15 protein-coding genes and 1 tRNA gene are annotated in these 18,185 nt (G+C 65.2%); 9 read left to right on the top strand and 7 right to left on the bottom strand.

From position 1 onward, the window contains the following. Window position 1: 1 nt before the first annotated feature. On the bottom strand, window positions 2-157 hold the full coding sequence (locus ASG79_RS23570; protein WP_009359196.1) for a DUF4177 domain-containing protein: 156 nt from the start codon (window positions 155-157) through the stop codon (window positions 2-4). 37 nt (window positions 158-194) lie between these two features. Between ASG79_RS23570 and ASG79_RS16500 the strand changes: the two genes are divergently transcribed. The 5 genes from ASG79_RS16500 (at window position 195) to ASG79_RS16480 (ending at window position 7,395) form a co-directional block, all read left to right on the top strand. Continuing rightward, the gene (locus ASG79_RS16500; RefSeq protein WP_043424879.1) at window positions 195-2,516 is read left to right on the top strand and encodes a transglycosylase domain-containing protein; all 2,322 of its coding nucleotides are present in this window, start codon (window positions 195-197) and stop codon (window positions 2,514-2,516) included. Between the two features lie 6 nt (window positions 2,517-2,522). Further along, window positions 2,523-3,467, top strand: a complete 945-nt coding sequence (locus ASG79_RS16495; protein WP_056392564.1) for a metallophosphoesterase — start codon at window positions 2,523-2,525, stop codon at window positions 3,465-3,467. 136 nt (window positions 3,468-3,603) lie between these two features. After that, window positions 3,604-5,412 (top strand): ABC transporter ATP-binding protein, encoded by a 1,809-nt coding sequence (locus ASG79_RS16490; RefSeq protein WP_056392563.1) that lies wholly within the window; start codon window positions 3,604-3,606, stop codon window positions 5,410-5,412. After that, window positions 5,409-7,235 carry an ABC transporter ATP-binding protein gene (locus ASG79_RS16485; RefSeq protein WP_056392561.1) on the top strand — a complete coding sequence of 609 codons (1,827 nt, stop codon included), beginning with the start codon at window positions 5,409-5,411 and terminating at the stop codon, window positions 7,233-7,235. The genes ASG79_RS16490 and ASG79_RS16485 overlap by 4 nt, the downstream gene beginning before the upstream one ends. Window positions 7,236-7,318: 83 nt before the next feature. Then, window positions 7,319-7,395: transfer RNA gene (locus tag ASG79_RS16480), tRNA-Pro, on the top strand. Window positions 7,396-7,531: 136 nt separating this feature from the next. Here ASG79_RS16480 and ASG79_RS16475 read toward each other — a convergent pair. After that, window positions 7,532-7,750, bottom strand: coding sequence for a hypothetical protein (locus tag ASG79_RS16475; RefSeq protein WP_018768987.1), 219 nt, complete (start codon window positions 7,748-7,750; stop codon window positions 7,532-7,534). Between the two features lie 128 nt (window positions 7,751-7,878). On the opposite strand from ASG79_RS16475, the gene ASG79_RS16470 reads away from it, so the two are divergent. Next, complete coding sequence (locus tag ASG79_RS16470; protein ID WP_056392558.1) at window positions 7,879-9,147, top strand: helix-turn-helix domain-containing protein; 1,269 nt, start codon at window positions 7,879-7,881, stop codon at window positions 9,145-9,147. A 48-nt stretch (window positions 9,148-9,195) separates the two neighbouring features. Here ASG79_RS16470 and ASG79_RS16465 read toward each other — a convergent pair whose 3' ends face one another. Next, window positions 9,196-10,134, bottom strand: coding sequence for a phosphoribosylaminoimidazolesuccinocarboxamide synthase (locus ASG79_RS16465; protein WP_018768989.1), 939 nt, complete (start codon window positions 10,132-10,134; stop codon window positions 9,196-9,198). 1 nt (window position 10,135) lies between these two features. Further along, a complete protein-coding gene (purD, locus tag ASG79_RS16460; protein WP_056393097.1) occupies window positions 10,136-11,452 on the bottom strand; it encodes a phosphoribosylamine--glycine ligase in 1,317 nt (438 codons plus the stop codon). Window positions 11,453-11,547: 95 nt separating this feature from the next. On the opposite strand from purD, the gene ASG79_RS16455 reads away from it, so the two are divergent. Genes ASG79_RS16455 through ASG79_RS16445 form a run of 3 tightly spaced genes read left to right on the top strand, consistent with a single transcriptional unit; the run spans window position 11,548 to window position 14,622 of the window. After that, on the top strand, window positions 11,548-13,134 hold the full coding sequence (locus tag ASG79_RS16455; protein ID WP_056392556.1) for a molybdopterin-dependent oxidoreductase: 1,587 nt from the start codon (window positions 11,548-11,550) through the stop codon (window positions 13,132-13,134). Between the two features lie 53 nt (window positions 13,135-13,187). Then, complete coding sequence (locus tag ASG79_RS16450) at window positions 13,188-14,204, top strand: asparaginase (RefSeq protein ID WP_056392554.1); 1,017 nt, start codon at window positions 13,188-13,190, stop codon at window positions 14,202-14,204. 40 nt (window positions 14,205-14,244) lie between these two features. Further along, entirely contained in the window at window positions 14,245-14,622 is a 378-nt protein-coding gene (locus ASG79_RS16445) for a sterol carrier family protein (RefSeq protein ID WP_056392552.1), read from the top strand. 40 nt (window positions 14,623-14,662) lie between these two features. Here the strand turns inward: ASG79_RS16445 and ASG79_RS16440 are convergent, their stop codons facing one another. Genes ASG79_RS16440 through ASG79_RS16430 form a run of 3 tightly spaced genes read right to left on the bottom strand, consistent with a single transcriptional unit; the run spans window position 14,663 to window position 17,777 of the window. Beyond that, window positions 14,663-15,424 carry an SDR family oxidoreductase gene (locus ASG79_RS16440; protein WP_056392549.1) on the bottom strand — a complete coding sequence of 254 codons (762 nt, stop codon included), beginning with the start codon at window positions 15,422-15,424 and terminating at the stop codon, window positions 14,663-14,665. A gap of 13 nt (window positions 15,425-15,437) precedes the next feature. After that, the gene (locus ASG79_RS16435; protein WP_056392547.1) at window positions 15,438-16,181 is read right to left on the bottom strand and encodes an aspartate/glutamate racemase family protein; all 744 of its coding nucleotides are present in this window, start codon (window positions 16,179-16,181) and stop codon (window positions 15,438-15,440) included. Window positions 16,182-16,208: 27 nt separating this feature from the next. Next, window positions 16,209-17,777, bottom strand: coding sequence for an NCS1 family nucleobase:cation symporter-1 (locus ASG79_RS16430; protein WP_018768996.1), 1,569 nt, complete (start codon window positions 17,775-17,777; stop codon window positions 16,209-16,211). Between the last annotated feature and the right edge of the window lie 408 nt (window positions 17,778-18,185).

The raw sequence follows: 18,185 nt of genomic DNA, 5'->3' as shown, positions 1-18,185 counted from the left end.
GCTACTGCTTCTCCCTTTTGAGGTAGGCGACAAGGCCGTTGCCGTCAGGTCCGGGGACTACCTGGACGAGCTCCCAGCCGTCCTCTCCCCACTGGTCCAGGATCTGCTTTGTGGCGTGGATAATGAGCGGAATCGTCGCGTACTCCCATTTGGTCATGAAAGAAAGCGTAGCCCTTGCCGGTAAAGTGGAAAACATGGCGACTCGCAAGAACCCCTTATTCGACACTGCCACCACACTGGGTAAGATCCTTCTTTTCCTTGGTGTGAGCGCAATTTGCGGTGTCCTCGTGGCAGGCCTCCTGGTGCCTGCCGCGGCCGTCTCCGGCAGCGCGGCAAGCGGTTCCATCGACTTTTTCGATTCCCTTCCGGCGGAGCTGAAGGTAGATCCCCCCAGCCAGACCACCCGGATCCTGGCTGCCGACGGCAGCGAGATCGCCAGCGTCTATACCGAGAACCGCACCAAGGTTCCGCTGGACCAGATTTCACCGAACATGAAGAACGCCATCCTCGCCGTCGAGGACAGCAGGTTCTATGACCACGGCGGCGTGGACACCACCGGTATCCTCCGCGCGCTGGTCAGCACCATCCGAGGCAACAAGCAGGGTGCCTCCACCATCACGCAGCAGTACGTCAACAACGTTCTCAACGCCAACCTCGCCGCCGCCGGCGAGGAGGACCAGATCAAGCTGAACGGCGTCAACAAGGGTGTTGGTGACAAGCTCCGCGAGATGAAGCTCGCCATCGCCCTGGAGAAGGAGTTCAGCAAGGACCAGATCCTTGAGGGCTACCTGAACATCGTGTTCTTCAACCGTGATGCATATGGCATCGAGGCCGCTTCCAGGTACTTCTTCAGCACCACCGCCAAGGACCTGACGCTCCCCCAGGCAGCGCTGCTGGCCGGCCTGGTGAACAGCCCCTCCGCCTTTGACCCCATCATCAATCCCGAGAAGTCAAAGCAGCGCAGGGACCTGGTGCTGGGACTGATGCTTGACCAGAAGAAGATCACCCAGGCGGAACACGACGCGGCCGTCGCCACTCCGGTGGAGCCCAAGGTGACCCAGCCCAAGCAGGGCTGCGCCTACGCGGCCTCGGCCCCGTACTTCTGCGACTACATCCTGCACCTGCTGGAGAACAACCCTGCCTACGGCGCGGACGTCAAGGAGCGCCAGCGGCTGATCTACGGCGGCGGGCTGACCATCACCACCACACTGGACCCCAAGGCCCAGGCCACGGCCCAGGAGCAGGCCAATGCCGCCGCCGGCGCCAACCCCGACAAGTGGGGCGCCTCCATGGTGTCGGTGCAGCCGGGTACGGGCAAGATCATCTCAATGGCCCAGAACACCACATTCCTGCCCGGCCAGGGCTTCGATTCCCAGCTCAACTTCAACGTGGACAAGCTGGATAAGGACGGCAACGACCTCAACGGCATGGGCGGCGCCCAGCCCGGGTCCACCATGAAGCCGTTCACCTTTGCCGAGTGGCTCAACGAGGGCAAGTCCATGAACACCATGGTCAACGCGGCCCAGCGCGTCTACCCGATCGGCTATCCGTGGCGCAACACCTGCGGCAAGGTCCAGGGTGCCTACAGCACGGCGCAGAAGAACGCGGGCCTGGACGCGGCAGACGACCTCCAGAACGCCGAGCCCCAGTGGTACAAGCCGCTGTCGGTCCTGGAGGGCCTTTACAACTCGATCAACACGGTGACGTTTGCGTCCGCGGCACAGCTGGACTTCTGCGGCATCCAGAAGATCGCCGATGCGGTGGGACTGCACAGCGGCTTGCCCTCAGCGGACGGCAGCGAGCCGAACCCCAAGGTGAACATGATGACGCTGGGCAACCTGCTGGGGTCCACGCAGACCTCTCCGCTGACCATGGCCAGCGCGTTTGCCACCTTCGCTAACGACGGCAAGTACTGCGAGCCCATCGCCATCACCTCGGTGACGGACGCCACCGGCAAGCAGCTCCCGGCACAGTCCAGCAGCTGCCGTGACGCCATCAAACCGGAGGTTGCACGCGGCGTGAACTACGCGCTCCAGGAAGTGCTGAACAGGGGCTCCGGTTCGCTGATCCAGCCCCGGATTTCCACCAAGACCAGCTTCCCCATTGGCGCCAAGACCGGTACGTCCAACAACAACGGCTCCACCTGGGTTGTTGGGCACACCACCGGCCTGGCAACGGCCGCCTGGTTCGGCGACCCGCTGGGAGCACAGGACCGTGCAGGGCAGAACATCACGGTCAACGGCAAGTTCTATAAAGGCATCGATGGTTACATGATCGCCGGTCCCATGTTCTCCAGCTACATGGCGAAGATCGCCCCGGCATACGGCACCAACCCGTTCCCGGCACCGCCGAGCAACATGGTCAACGGAACAACCACTACTTCGCCTGGAAGGACCACCCCGCAGGCCACCCAGGCTCCCGTACCGTCCACGCCGGCAACGCAGGCGCCCGCCACCCAGGCGCCGGCCCCCGCCCCCACCAGCAATGGCAACGGGAATGGAAAGGGCAACGGCTAAGCACGCATGAGCATCGACAGCCTGGCAGGCCGCGCCCGCGCAATCGGGCGCGGCTTTGCCGTCACTGCAGGCGCCGGGGCCGCGGCCGGAATGGCAGCCTTCGGCTACGGCCTGTGGGAGAAGAACCAGTTCGTCCTCCGGGAGGAAACCCTGGCCATCCTCCCTCCCGGCCGCGGTCCGTTCCGCATCCTGCACCTGAGCGACATCCACTTCGTGCCGGGGCAGCGGAAGAAGGCTGATTGGCTAAGGTCCCTGGCGGACCTCAGGCCGGACCTGGTGGTGAACACCGGCGACAACCTCAGCCACGTGAAGGCTGTGGACCCGCTGCTGGATGCCCTGAAACCGCTGCTGCAGTTCCCCGGCGTCTTTGTCCCCGGGTCCAACGACTACTTCGCGCCCAGCCCAAAGAACCCTGCGTCCTACCTGCTGGGGCCGTCCAAGGCGAAGCCCAAGCCGGTTGCCCTCGACTGGCCGCGCCTGCGGTCCGGCTTCGGCATGAGCGGCTGGGTGGACCTGACCAATCGCCACCAGTCATTGGTCCTCAACGGCATGCGCTTCGATTTCTCCGGCGTCGACGACCCGCACCTGAACCGGGAACGGTACGCCGGCTGGCCCCGTGGAACGGTCAGCCAGGATGCCAAGGACCACCTCAGGATCGCGGTCATCCATGCACCGTACCAGCGGGTCCTGGACCACTTCACCGAAAACGGCGCGGACCTCCTGCTGGCCGGCCACACACACGGCGGCCAGCTGTGCATCCCCGGGTATGGCGCCCTCGTGGCCAACTGCGACCTCCCCACTTGGCGGGCGAAGGGCCTCAACGACTGGACAAGCAACGGAAGCACGACGCCGGTCAACGTGTCCGGCGGCATCGGCACCTCACGCTTCGCCCCGGTAAGGATCGCCTGCAAACCCGAGGCCGTCCTGCTGACCCTTACCTCCCCCAACTGAACCGAAAGCATTACGGTCTGCAATAACTGGGCAAGCAGCCGGCCAGCACCGCAAATCCCTGTGAACCGCCTCACGCCAATGGCATAGGGTAGTTGCTAGAGGAAACTACATTCGTTTTAGAGCTTGAGAAGCGGGCATGGCCAAGCAGACTCCATTTTTCCGATCCATCAGCCGTCTTTATCCGCACGTCCGGCCCATCATCCCCAGGCTCCTGCTGGGACTCCTGTGCGCCCTGCTCGCCAGCGTCGTGGCGCTGACCATCCCCCAGGTGCTGCGGGTCCTGGTCAATACCGCGCTGCAGCCAGGGGCCACGCCGGAGGCGGTCTGGGTGTCGGCTGCCGTCATCCTGGTCCTGGGCATCGCTGAAGCCGGACTGGTGGCGCTGCGCCGGCAGTTCGTCATCAACCCCGCCACCACCGTGGAGACCCGCATGCGGGTGTCCCTCTACAACCATCTGCAGGACCTGACCGTCTCCTTCCACGACCGGTGGGGATCCGGCCAATTGCTGTCCCGGGCCATGACGGACCTGAACTTCCTGCGCCGCTGGATGGCTTTTGGCGCCATCATGCTGGTGGTCACCACCCTGACGGTGATCATCGGCGTCGTGGCCATGTTCGCCATGAGCTGGCAGCTGGCCCTGATCTTCCTGGCCGCCGCCGTTCCCATCACCATCAACAGCTTCCGGTTCCGCACCCGGTTCAGCAAGGTGGCGCGGCGAAGCCAGGACCAGGCCGGCGACCTTGCCACCACCGTGGAGGAATCGGTCCACGGCATCCGCGTGCTCAAGGCCTTCGGACGCAGCCGGGAAGCCCTGGAAAACTTCAACGAGCAGGCAGAAGGCCTGCGCCAGACAGAGATCGAGAAGGCACGCCACCAGGCAACGTTCACCATGGTGGTCACCCTGCTTCCTGAACTCGCCCTGGGAGCCGGCCTGGTGGTCGGGGTCATGCTGTGCGCCAGCGGCCAGTTGAGCATCGGCTCCCTGGTGGCGTTCTTCGCCACCGCGGCAGTCATCGCCTCCCCCGTGGAATTCTCCGGCATGCTGCTGGCCATGGCACTCACCGCCAAGACCGCCGTCGACCGCCACTACGAAGTGATGGACACGCAAAACACCATCACCAGTCCCGCCCAGCCCCGCCGGCCGGCTGAGCTGGCCGGGGCACTGCGCTTCAACAACGCAACCTTCGCCTTCGAGGACGCCCCGGACAAGCCCATTCTCAAGGACATCAACCTGGACATCCGGCCCGGCGAAACCATGGCCCTGGTGGGCATCACCGGCAGCGGCAAGAGTGCGCTGATCCAGCTGGTGCCGCGCCTGTACGACGTCACCGGCGGCGCCATCACCATCGACGGCGTCGACATCCGGGACTTCGGCGTGGAGGAGCTGCGCCGGATCGTGGGGGTGGCCTTCGAGGACACCACGCTCTTTTCCAATTCCGTGCGGGACAACGTCCTGCTCGGCGCCCCGGCCCGCACAGAGGAGGTCCTGGACGAGGCCCTCGATGTGGCGCAGGCGCACTTCGCCTATTCCCTGCCCGGGGGTGTGGACACGTTGATCGGCGAGGAAGGCCTGAGCCTGTCCGGCGGCCAGCGGCAACGGATCGCCCTGGCACGTGCCATCGCCGCCCGTCCGCGGATCCTGGTCCTGGACGACCCGCTGTCAGCCCTGGACGTCCACACCGAGGAGCTGGTGGAGGCCCGCCTCCGCGAGGTCCTGAAGGACACCACCACCCTGATCGTGGCCCACCGGCCGTCCACGGTGGCCCTCGCGGACCGGGTGGCCCTGCTGGAAGACGGCCGCATCGCCGCCGTCGGAACGCACACCGAACTGCTGGCCCATAACCAGCACTACCGCTACGTCATCGCCAGCCTGGACCGGGAGCCGCGGGACCTGGACTCTGAACTGTCGGCACTTGAAGACAATGCTGAGGAAGTGTCCCGATGAGCACTGCAACGTTCGGCACCGCAAATGAAGACAATGCCCACCTCAGCAAGAGCGACAGCCGGGCAGTACGACGGCGGTCACTTGCCCTGCTGCGATCGCTGATCCGTCCCGTGCGGGCGCGGTTCTGGCTGACCATCGCCATGGTGGTCCTGTCCCAGGCCGCGCGGGTGGCCGGCCCGGCACTGATCGCGTTCGGGATCGACCATGCCCTTCCCGCCCTCCAGGCCGGCAACAACGCCCCCTTGGTGTTCACCGGCGTCGGCTACCTTCTGGCAGCCATTGCGACGGCGGGACTCACCGCCCTGTACGTCACCTCCACGGCGCGGCTCAGCCAGGCGATGCTGCTGGACCTCAGGGTGCGCGTCTTCCGGCACACGCAGCGGCTCAGCCTGGAGTTCCACGAGAAATACACCTCCGGCAGGATCATCGCCCGGCAGACCTCAGACCTTGAAGCACTGCGCGAACTCCTCGACTCGGGGGTCAGTTCACTGGCTTCGGGAATGCTCTTCATGGCCTTCACCGCCGTCACCATCTTTGCCCTGGACTGGCGGAGCGGTTTGCTGGTGCTGGCCGCCGGCGTGCCGATGTTCTTCCTTTCGCGCTGGTACCAGAAGCACTCGCAGATTGCCTTCAGGGAGTCCCGCGTGGTCTCCGCCCGGCTGATCGTGCATTTCGTGGAGACCATGACCGGCATCCGCGCCGTCAAGGCCTTCCGCAAGGAGAAGGAGAACTCGGAGCGCTACGGGAAACTCGCCGAGGACTACCGCCTGGTCACAGTCCGCTCCATCAACCTCAACGGCATCTTCCAACCGGGACTGGTGCTGATTGGCAACGTCTGCGTTGCCGTGGTCCTGCTCTTCGGCGGATTCCGGGTGCTGGACGGCGGCCTGGCAGTGGGCGTACTCCTGGCCCTCATCCTGTCCACCAAGCGCTTCTTCCAGCCGGTGGACCAGATGGCCATGTTCTACAACTCATTCCAGAGCGCGCAGGCAGCACTGGAGAAGGTGTCCGGACTGCTCGAAGAGGTTCCCACGGTCCGGCCACCCAGGAACCCGGTGGCCCTGCCCAGCGCCACGGGACGCATCGACTTCAACGGCGTCGAGTTCCGCTATGGCGACGGTCCGTTGGTGGTGCCGCGCCTGGACCTGCACATCCCGGCCGGACAGACAGTGGCGCTGGTGGGACAAACGGGCGCTGGAAAATCCACCCTGGCCAAACTCATCGCCCGGTTCTACGACGTCACCTCCGGAACGCTCACCCTGGACGGCGTGGACCTCCGCGACCTGGCCACCACCGACCTCCGCCGGAACATCGTCATGGTCACCCAGGAGGCCTTCCTGTTCAGCGGCTCGGTGGCGGACAACATCGCCCTGGGACGGCCGGAGGCATCACGCGCCGAAATCGAAGAGGCCGCCAAGGCAGTTGGCGCCCACGAATTCATCCTTGAACTTCCCGAGGGCTACGACACCGACGTCAACAAGCGCGGCGGCAGGGTCTCCTCCGGCCAGCGGCAGCTGATCAGCTTTGCCAGGGCGTTCCTGGCGCAGCCGGCCGTGCTGATCCTGGACGAGGCAACCTCCTCACTGGACATCCCGTCCGAACGCCTGGTGCAGGCCGGACTGGCCCGCCTGCTGGCCGGCACGGAAGCCAGACGCCGGACGGCGTTGATCATCGCCCACCGCTTGTCCACGGTGGAGACGGCGGACCGTGTCCTGGTGGTGCACGACGGGCGGATCGTGGAGGACGGCACGCCGGAGGAACTGATCGGCGGCGGCGGACGCTTCGCCGACCTGCATGGGGCGTGGAAGGACTCCCTGGTCTGACCCGCGTCCCGCCCCGGACCGGGCTGGATTTCGCATCGGGACCCGGAATCGGCTATCCTTGTAAAGTTGCTTTTGCAGCGGATCGGGATGTAGCGCAGCTTGGTAGCGCGCTTCGTTCGGGACGAAGAGGTCGCAGGTTCAAATCCTGTCATCCCGACCATAACGAAAAGAGGGTCTCCTTGCGGAGGCCCTCTTTTTTGTCTCGATGTGGTCACGGCCCGGCACCCCGGGGTTAAACGAGTGGCCCCGGAGCTGTTGCTCCGGGGCCACTCCCGCCTCCTGTGTGAGGAAGCTGTTTAAGCGGGATCAGGCCAGTTGCCCACGTACGTTGTGTAGGTAGTATCGGTCTTCTTGTCCTTCTTCACCTTTGCTGAGGCGGGATCAGGCCAGTTACCAACAGCTACCGACACACCCGAATTATCGGCGACGGAACCTGAAGCCAGGACGGCCGGAGCCGCCGCAGAAAAAGCCAGGGCCCCAGCCAGGACGGCCGCGGTTGCGATCTTCTTCAACATATAAGTTCCTCAATACGAGTCGGATTCGTTACAAAGCCAGCACTGTCCTTGTTGACACACATTGTAAAATATTTTCCACAGGGACTGTCAAGCATTCGGCAGCCCAAGTGTCCAGAAGGAGGAAACGCGTGGGCAACGGGTTCGGAGAAAAGCTCCGCGCGGAGCGCCTGGAGCGTGGACTGACACAGGCCGAACTGGGCAAGGACCTGTATTCACCCAGCTACATTTCGCTGCTGGAAACCGGCCGCCGGGAGCCGACAGCCGAAGTAATTGAAGAATTGGCACGCAGATTGGAACTGGCCCCCAAGGCGCTGGAGGCTTGGAGCCAGCCAATTTCCGTGAGCGACGCCGAGTACGTGCTGGCAGGCCTCTATGCCCGCCAGGCGTGGGACCTTCGTGATTATCCACTGGCGGCAAGCCACGCTGCCACGGCCGCGAAGATTGCCCTCGAGGGGCGGAACACCAGCGCCTGGTGGAACATGACCTATATGCAGGCCGAATGCCTCATCAAACAGGGAAACTGGCGCGAAGCCCAGAAGATCATGGAGCACTTACTGGAGCACCCCATGGCCAGGGAATCCGCCGGCCTTGCCGTACGGGCACACCAGATGCTGGCGGGTATCTACCAGGGACAAGGCCAGCTGAGCCTTGCCGTGGACCAGGGGATCCAGGCAGTGGACCTCTGCAGGCAGCTTCCCAAGGGATCCACCCTGATCATCAACGCCCATCACGCGCTGATCGGGGCGCTTGCAGAAAGCGGGCGGCTCGACGAGGCCTGGAAGTATTGCCAGGCCATGATCGACCACGTGGATGAGCTTTCCATTACGCAGCTCGCCGGCGAGGTGGCCTGGGTTGTGGGGAACGTTGCGTTCATGCGGCATGACTACACGGAAGGCGTCAAACACCATGAGCGGGCAGCACGCCTGCTCTCCCCCGCCAATGACATCGAACTGTGGGCCCGGTTCAACAAGGCCTCCGCAGCCGTCCGGCTTTCCTCGGGCATCGTGGAGCCGGAGACCCTGTCGGCAATCGAACGTGCCGAACTGGCCTTGTCGATTGTGGGTGGGAACAAGTCCGATCAGCTGGAGGTCGCCTTCATCCGTGCCCGCTGGCTGTACCTGACCGGGGACATTGTGGCCGCCGTCGAAAAGCTGCGGGAAATCCACGCCGAACGCGCGGAGCTCGCCAAGCACACCGCGGGTGAAGTTTCCCTCCTCCTGGGCAAGTCCCTCAAGGCCGCGGGTGATACGGACGAAGCACTGGTGCATCTCGAGGAAGCCCAAAAGGCCTTCGCCACTGCCGGCGCCCAGGACCGGGTTCAACAGGCGCTGGACGCGATCCTCGAGATTAAGCTGGCGCAGAAACGCGCCGCCGCTGCGGCTGCGAAAGCCAGCTGACCAGGCCAGGTAAACCCGCAGTGCGGGCTTACCTGGCTTCCGGTTGTTCTAGGAGAACGCCTTCCCCGTGATCTTCTCGTATGCTTCGACGTAGCGGCTGCGGGTCCGTTCCACTACTTCAGCGGGGAGCGCCGGCGGCGGCGTGTCCGAGGCCTTGTCCCAGCCGGACTCCGCCGATGTCAGCCAGTCCCGCACATACTGTTTGTCGTAGGACGGCTGGGCCTGGCCCGGCTTGTAGGTGGCAGCGTCCCAGAAACGCGAGGAATCCGGGGTCAGCACCTCGTCGCCCAGGGTGATCGACCCGGAGGCTGCGTCGTAGCCGAACTCCACCTTGGTGTCCGCCAGGATGATGCCGCGCTCCCGGGCGATCTTTTCCGCCGTCGTGTAAATCTTCAGTGTCAACTCACTGAGGCGGCCCGCGATGTCGTCGCCCACCAGCGCCACTACGGCGTCGTAGGTGATGTTCTCATCGTGCTCCCCGATCAGCGCTTTGGCCGACGGCGTGAAGATGGCGTGCTCCAGCCGGGATCCGTCCACCAGCCCTTCCGGCAGCGGGATGTTGCATACGGTTCCGGAGGCCTTGTACTCCTGCAGGCCGGAGCCCGTGAGGTAGCCGCGTGCGATGCATTCCACCGGGAACATGTCCAGCTTCTTGCAGATCATGGCCCGGCCTTCAACCTCGGCCGGGACGCCGTCCTCCACCGTGGAGCCGAGCACATGGTGTTCCACGCCCAACTGGTCGAACCACCAGAGGCTCAGTTGCGTGAGGATGCGTCCCTTGTCCGGGATTTCGCTGGACAGCACATGGTCAAAGGCGCTGATGCGGTCGCTGGCCACCACCAGTACGCAGTCCTGCCCAACGCGCTGCAGGATGGATTCGTCGGCGGGCTCATAGAGGTCGCGCACCTTGCCGGAGTAGACGTGGGTCCAGCCGGGAAGATCCAGTGTTTTGGTGGCGTAGCCGCGGTTCTCTCGGTTTTCAGTCATGTCAGGCCTTTGCTTTCACGATGGGCATCGAACCGGTGGCGCCGTAAGGAACCTTGATCTCGCCACGGGCGGCTTTGCGGGCGATGTCGGTGCGGAACTGCGCCCCGTCCAGCTGAACCAGCTCCACGCCGTCGTACGCTTTCTCGCGCGCCTCCACCAGGTCACTGCCCAGGGCGACAACCGCCAGGACACGGCCGCCGGCGGACACCACCTTGCCTTCCTTGTCCAGGGCGGTTCCGGCGTGGATAACGTGCACGCCGTCCAGCGCTTCCACTTTCTTGAGGCCACGGATCCGGTCACCGGTGCGGGGCGTGTCCGGGTAGTTTTCGGAGGCAATGACGACGGCGACGGCGGACTCCTTGGACCACCGCAGCTCCTCAGCCTTGTCCAGTTCGCCCTTGGCGGCGGCCATCAGCAGCGCACCGAGGGGGGTCTTGAGCCGGGCGAGGACGGCCTGGGTTTCCGGGTCGCCGAAGCGGACGTTGAACTCGATCACGCGGGTGCCGCGTGACGTGAGGGCCAGGCCGACGAACAGCACGCCGACGAAAGGGGTGCCGCGGCGGGCCATCTCGTTGACGGTGGGCTGGGCCACGCGTTCAAGGACTTCCTGCACCAGTCCCTCGGGGGCCCACTCAAGCGGGGTATAGGCACCCATGCCGCCGGTGTTGGGCCCTTCGTCATTGTCGAAGATGCGCTTGAAGTCCTGGGCGGGCGAGAGCGCCACCGTGTTCTGCCCGTCGCAGAGCACAAACAGGGAAACCTCCGGGCCGTCCAGGAACTCCTCGATGACCACGGAGCCGCCGGCGTCGAAGCAGGACTGGGCATGCGCCAAAGCTTCATCGCGGTTGCGGGTGACAACAACACCCTTGCCCGCGGCGAGTCCATCGTCCTTCACCACGTAGGGGGCGCCGAAGGTGTCCAGTGCCGATGCTGCTTCCTCGGCGTTGGTGGCCACCATGGCCATCGCCGTGGGGACGCCGGCTTCCGCCATGACCTCCTTGGCGAAGGCCTTTGAGGCCTCCAGCTGGGCTGCTGCCTTGCTGGGTCCGAAGACGGGGATCCCGGCTTCGCGGACGGCGTCCGATACGCCGGCGGCCAGCGGAGCTTCCGGGCCCACCACCACGAGGTCCACACCGAGCCGTGCGGCCAGCCCGGCGACGGCGTCGGGATCGTTGCCGTTGATCTCGTAGGTGGGAACCAGTTTGCTGATGCCGGCATTGCCAGGTGCCGCGTGGACCTCGGACACGTTGGGGTCGGCGAGCAGGGAGCGGACAATGGCGTGTTCGCGGCCTCCGGGGCCAATGACGAGTACCTTCACAGTGTCCAAGGGTACTTTGTGCACCCTCCCCGCTCCTAAGCTGTGTCCTCCCCCGCCTGGTCAATCCGGAGTCCCGCCCGCTCCGAACCATACATATGACAAAGCTGCGAAACAGGATGACAGGCGCCGGAACCATGGCCGCGTTGGCAGGCGTGGTGGCAGCCGCCGTCGTACTTGCCGTTGCGGAGCTGATTGGCGCATTTTTTACCGCCCGCGCCACCCCCCTCTTTGCCCTGGGGTCCACCTTCATCGACTTCACGCCGCCGTGGCTCAAGGACTTTGCGATCGCCACGTTCGGCACCAACGACAAGACAGCGCTATTCGTGGGCATGGGCCTGACCATTGCGGTGCTCGCCTGCATCCTGGGCGTGGTGGCCTACCGGAAATGGGCCCTCGGCGTCCTGGGTGTACTTTTCATGGGGGCCGTGATCGTGGCCAGCGTGGTGACCCGCGCCGGCGTGGGGCCCGCCGACGCCATCCCTTCGGTGCTGGGAACCCTGGCCGGACTGGTGGTCCTGCACCGCCTGATGGTGCCGCTGTGGGGGCTGAAGGCGTGGCCGGAAGCACCGGCGGATACAGCGTCCGACGGCGGCGAACGGCCTGGGGGCGAAGGCACCAGCCGCCGGCGCTTCTTCGCCACTGCCGGAGTCACGGCCGTAGCCGCGGGCATCGCCGCCACCGGTGGGCGGCTGCTGGCTGCGGCGCGCAGCAATGTGGCCCAGGCCCGTGAAGCGTTGAGCCTGCCAACGCCGGCGAAAGCTGCAGCCGCCGTACCGGCCGGGGTCCAGTCCACGGTCCCCGGCGTCCCGCCGTGGCTGACGCCCAATGGCGAGTTCTACCGGATCGATACGGCTTTGAGCGTGCCGGAAATCAACGTTGACGACTGGGAACTGCGCGTTCACGGGCTGGTGGAGCAGGAAGTGACGCTCACCTTCCAGGACCTGCTCGACGCCGAGCTGATCGAATCCCACGTCACGCTCACCTGCGTGTCCAATCCAGTGGGCGGCAACCTCGCCGGAAACGCCAAGTGGCTGGGCCTGCCCATCCGTGAGGTGCTGGCGCGCGCCAAGCCCAAAGAAGGAGCAGACATGGTGCTGTCAAAGTCCATCGACGGCTTCAGCGCTTCCACTCCCCTTGAGGTCCTGCAGGATGACAGGGACGCCATGCTGGCCATCGGCATGAACGGTGAGCCGCTTCCGCTGGAGCACGGCTACCCCGTGCGGATGGTGGTCCCCGGACTGTACGGGTTTGTGTCCGCCACCAAATGGGTGGTGGACCTGGAGGTCACCCGTTTCGCGGACAGCAAGGCCTACTGGACCGAGCGCGGCTGGTCCGAGCGCGGCCCCATCAAGACGATGGCCCGCGTGGACGTGCCCAAGTCCTTCGCGAAGGTGCCGGCCGGAAAAGTCGCGGTGGGCGGCACCGCATGGGCCCAAACTCGCGGCATCAGCAAAGTGGAAATCCAGATCGACAACGGCGGGTGGGCGGAAGCCACCCTCTCCGCCGAAGCGTCCACCGTTACCTGGCGCCAGTGGTCCTACGAGTGGGACGCCACGCCCGGCCCCCACTACATCAAGGTACGGGCAACCGACGGGACCGGGGCGGTCCAAACCGACCAGCGCGCAGATCCCGTGCCTGACGGTGCGTCAGGCTGGCAGTCGATAATGGTCACCGTGCAGTAGGCCGCAGCCCGGAGTGCCCGGGCTTCTGCGGGGCTGGCCCATAGACTGGCAGTATGCCGCATAATCCGCATGCCACCTTCACTGTTGACTCCGCCGTCGAACTGGCCGTGATCGAACGCAGCGGCTTTGTGGAGTCGCGGCACATCGGTTCCGCCGTGCTCCTGTCCGCCGACGGCTCGGTGGTCACCGAACTCGGAGACATCAACACGCCCATCTTCGCGCGGTCCACGCTCAAGCCGTTCCAGGCATTGGCCGCCATGCAGTCCGGGGTTCCGCTGCGGGGCGCGCAGGTGGCCATTGCCTGCGGAAGCCACACGGGCTCCCTGGACCACATGGACGTGGTGGCGGGCATGCTCAAGTCCGCCGGAGTCCGTGAAGACCAGCTGCAGTGCCCCGAGGCCTGGCCGCAGGATGAAACGGCCCGGAACTGGCTGGTGCGCTCCGAAAAGGGCAAGTCGCGGCTGGCGTACAACTGCTCCGGAAAGCACGCCGCTTTCCTGTGGGCCTGCACGGAAAACGGGTGGGACACGCACAGCTACCTGGAGCCGAACCACCCGCTGCAGCAGCGCGTCCGCACCGTCGTGGAGGAATACACGGGTGAGAAGATCGCCCACCTGGGGATCGACGGCTGCGGCGCCCCCGTGGCGGCTGTCTCCCTGAAAGGCCTGGCCAGGGCGTACTCCCAGCTCGCCAAGGCTCCCGGGGACCAGAGCTTCAGCGCCAGGGCCGCCACCATCGCCACTTCGATGCTCGATTACCCATGGGCGGTACAGGGCCGTGGCGAGGCCAACACCCTGGTGATGGACGAGCTGGAGATCATCGCCAAGATCGGGGCAGAGGGGGTGCTGGCCATGGCCACTCCGCAGGGCGTGTCCGTGGCCGTCAAGATCCTGGACGGAAACATCAGGGCCACCTCGCTGGTGGCCCTGACGCTGCTCGCCGCGGCGGGGGCCGTGGAGATCCCGGGAGTTGCCAGCGCCCTGGAGCAGGTTGTGGAACCGGTGATGGGCGGCGGACGGCCGGTAGGAAAGATCCGCCTGGGCCCCGCTGTTTCCGCCCTCCTGGACTGACACCCCTTCCCACACCAGACATCAAAGGAAGGCTGACCGCATGGCCGTAGCCCGCCGTCGTATTGACGTCCAGCAAGGCAAAGCAGCACTGAACGCATGGCTGGAAGCTGCCCAGCCGTCGTCGGACGCTCCCTTGCCGCGAACCGTCCTGGCCAGTGCCGTCAGGTACTCGCTGGAGGAGCTGACGGCGCGTGCACCGGGAAACTCCGTGGAGGTGCGCGTCCCGCCGTTCGGCGTCACCCAGTGCGTTGAGGGCCCGCGGCATACGCGCGGCACCCCGCCCAACGTGATTGAGTGCGACGCCGCCACCTGGCTTGCGATGGTGACGGGACAGATGGAGTGGGCCGACGCAGTCAGCGCCGGCAAGGTGGCCGCGTCCGGGCTGCGGGCGGACCTGTCAGCCCTGCTGCCCCTCTAGCCCCTCCGGCCCTTCGCGCTGCTCCGGCCCGGCAGAAGCCTTAGCCGCGACCGATGAAGGGCATGCCCGCAGCGGTGACCACTACTGACCCCACGCTGGCCGAGGCCGGCATGTTGGCCATCATCAGTACTGCGCGGGCCGCGTCCGCCACCGGAAACATGGGCTCCACCTTGCGGCTGCCGTCTGCCTGCAGGGCGCCCGAGCCGACGCCGATGGTGTCCATGATGTCGGTGGCGGTGTTGCCGATGTCGATCTGCCCGCAGGTGATGCCGTAGCCCCGGCCGTCCAGTTCGATGCTCCTGGTCAGGCCTGTCATGGCGTGCTTGGTGACCGTATAGGCCACCGTCCGCGGCCGCGGTGAATGCGCCGAGATGGAGCCGTTGTTGATGATCCGGCCGCCCTGCGGTTCCTGCGATTTCATGGTCCTTACCGCAGCGGCGGCGCACAGCATGGACCCGGTGAGGTTAACGGCAAGGGTGGCGTTCCAGTCTTCCAGGCTGATCTCATCCACCCCGGCGGCGGGGCCGAACACGCCGGCATTGTTGAACAGGACGTCCACCCGCCCCCACTTCCGGCGCGCTGCTTCGAAAAGCCGTTCGACGTCGTCGGGCCGGGTGACGTCGCACGGCACCACCAGGGCGTCCGCGTGGCCGTCCGCCGTTTCAGCAAGTTGGGCCTCGCGGCGGCCGGCCAGCACCACGCGGTAGCCGTCGGCCAGCATCTGCCGGGCAACCTCCCGGCCAATGCCGGAGCCGGCCCCGGTCACTACGGCGACGCGTGCTGTGGGAAGGGAAGTGGTCATGCGGTCTCCTGGCCTAAAACTGCACCGGCACGGCCGGCTTGTTCAGCGGCCAGCCTATGACGGTCTTGGGACGCGGCGCAGCGAAGGTCCGCACCTTGGAGGTGGAAAGGCCCATCCGGACCAGCGATTCGGCGATGGTTACGGCCGAGGCCACACCGTCCACTACGGGAACGCCTGCCCGTTGCCGGATCTGTTCGTCCAGCCCCGCCATCCCGCCGCAGCCAAGGACAATCACCTCGGCCTTGTCCTCAGTGACGGCCAGCATGGCCTGGTTGATGATTGCCTCAACGGCGCGTTCCGGTTCCTCCTCGAGTTCCAGGACCGCCATTCCGCTGGCACGGACGGAAGCACATCTTGCGTCCAGGCCGGCCAGCTTCAGCCGGTCCTCGATGAGGGGAACCGTCCGGTCCAGCGTGGTGACCACCGAGTACTTATGGCCCAGGAACATGGCTGTGCCGGCGGCAGCCTCGGTGATGTCGACCACCGGCACGTCCAGCAGTTCCTGGAGCCCTTCCCTCCCGTGCTCGCCGTAGCCGGCCTGGATGACGGCGTCAAACGTTCCCGGGAAGGAGGTGACGGCGTCCATCACGGCGATGGCAGCCAGGTAGCTTTCGAAGTTGCCTTCGCAGGAGTCCGCGCCGAACCTCGGGGTGATTCCCACGATTTCCGTGCCGGGAGCGGCAACACTGCGTGCCGAGGCCGCGATGGAGTCCGTCATTGATTGCGTGGTGTTTACGTTGGCGACAAGTATGCGCATTGGGTAGGTCCTTGGCTTGTGACTGGCTCAGTGGGTACTGACGACGGCGATGGCTTCCCCGTCGTGGTCGTCCAGCCTTTGGTTGCGGTCGGCGATGAAGAAGTACAGTGCCGCCGCAATGCCCGCTGCGAAGAACCAGGCGAAGGGTGCCGCGGCAGCCAGTGCCGGTACGAAGGCGATCAGCAGGGCAAGGACGGCGGCCGGAACCATGGCGATGACCGCCCGGGGGTTGACGCCCTTCCTGTAGAAGTACGCGCCCTCCGGTGATGCCGTGTAGAGCTCCGGGACGTTGACCTTGCCACGGCGGATCAGCCAGTAGTCAGCCATGACGACGCCGAACAGCGGGCCGAGCAAGGCACCGAGGCCGCCCAGGAAGTACACGATGACCAGCGGGTTGTTGTAGAGGTTCCAGGGCAGGATGACCAGGCCGATGGTGGCGGAGACCATTGCTGCCTTGCGGAAGTTCAACCGCCGGGGGAACAGGTTGGTCAGGGCGTAGACAGGGGCGACGAAGTTGGCCATGAGGTTCACTGCGATGGTCAGGATCAGCAGGGCAAGGCACGCAAGGACCAGGAAGAGCGTGTTGGGGATGGTCTGGACGATATCCGAGGGGCTTTTGATGATGGTCCCGTTGATTTTGAACTGGCCACCGGCCATGACCACCACGATGGCGCCGAACACGAGCATGTTGATGGGGATGCCCCAGAAGTTTCCGCGGACCACGGCCTTCTTTGAGACGGCTGAGCGGGTGAAATCGCAGAAGTTCAGGACGAAGGTGCCGTAGATCGAAACCCAGAGGGCGCCGCCGGCGAAGATCGTGAGCCACATTTCCGGCCCTTCCAGGGCCTTGTTGGAGGACCAGGCGATGCTTCCGCCGGCTTCCACGAAGATCCAGACAGCCATTGCGGCCATGGTGGCCAGGATGACGGGGCCGGCGAAGGCCTCGTATTTGCGGATCATCTCCATGCCGAAGCTGACGATGACCAGCTGGACCACCCAGAGGGCCACGAATGCCATCCACCCCAGCGTGGACAGCCCCAGGAGGGAGTCCTGGTCCAGGTCGTGGAGGCCCGGGAACATGGCCACGAGCATGACGCGGAAGACAACGGACGCCAGGTACGTCTGAATGCCGAACCAGGCCACGGCCACCGCGCCGCGGAGGAGGCTGGCGATCTGGGCGCCCCTGATGCCGAAGCTGATGCGGCTCATGACCGGGAAGGGGACGCCGGTCTTCACCCCCATGAAGCCGGAAAGGGTAAGGAGGCCGAACAGCAGCGCGGCACCAATGCCGAGTGCCATCAGGATCTGCCACCCGCCCAGCCCCAAAGCGAACAGCCCGATGGCGAAGGCGTAGTTGCCCAGGCTGTGCACGTCATTGGCCCACAGGGTGAAGATGCTGTAGCTCGTCCAGCTGCGGCCCGTGCGTTTGGTGGGGGCAAGGTCTGCATTGTAGAGGGAAGGGCTGATGCTCTTGCCGGAAGCCGCGCTGGCCGATTCGCACAGGGCTTCGACACTGCCGGCCGGGTGGACCGGCCCGGCTGACGGCGCTGTCAGGTCCAGGTCCGCGTCAACGCCCGCCGATGGAGGGGTCTGCATAGGGGTCTCAATTCTTTGGTGGATTCCGTGTGGTGAGGCCGACCTTGGGTCGTTTCTGTTATTCCACATTGCGGAATCGAGATATTGAATAGTGAAATAAGAGTATGACCTGCGTCACGGGGGCGTCAAGCAATGCCGGCATGGGCGGGCAGTCACAAACTGTTTCTTCCTCCCGGCCTGCGCACTCTGCGGGCTCAGGGGCACCGGTCGCATTGACCATACCCCCGCGTCTGACTAATCTCATCTAGCAATAATGTTTTCTCGTAATATGAAAACTTAAGCCGAGCATTCGAAGATGAAAAGAGGCTGCCGTGGCTGCAGGAGAAGATACCTCCCATATCCTCAGCGGGTTGACTAACCAGCTGCCTGATCGTGATCCGGAAGAGACTGCCGAGTGGGTTGAGTCCC

This window comes from Arthrobacter sp. Soil761, from assembly GCF_001428325.1.
Taxonomy (GTDB): Bacteria; Actinomycetota; Actinomycetes; order Actinomycetales; family Micrococcaceae; genus Arthrobacter.
This window is presented reverse-complemented; position numbering and strand designations above follow the sequence as displayed.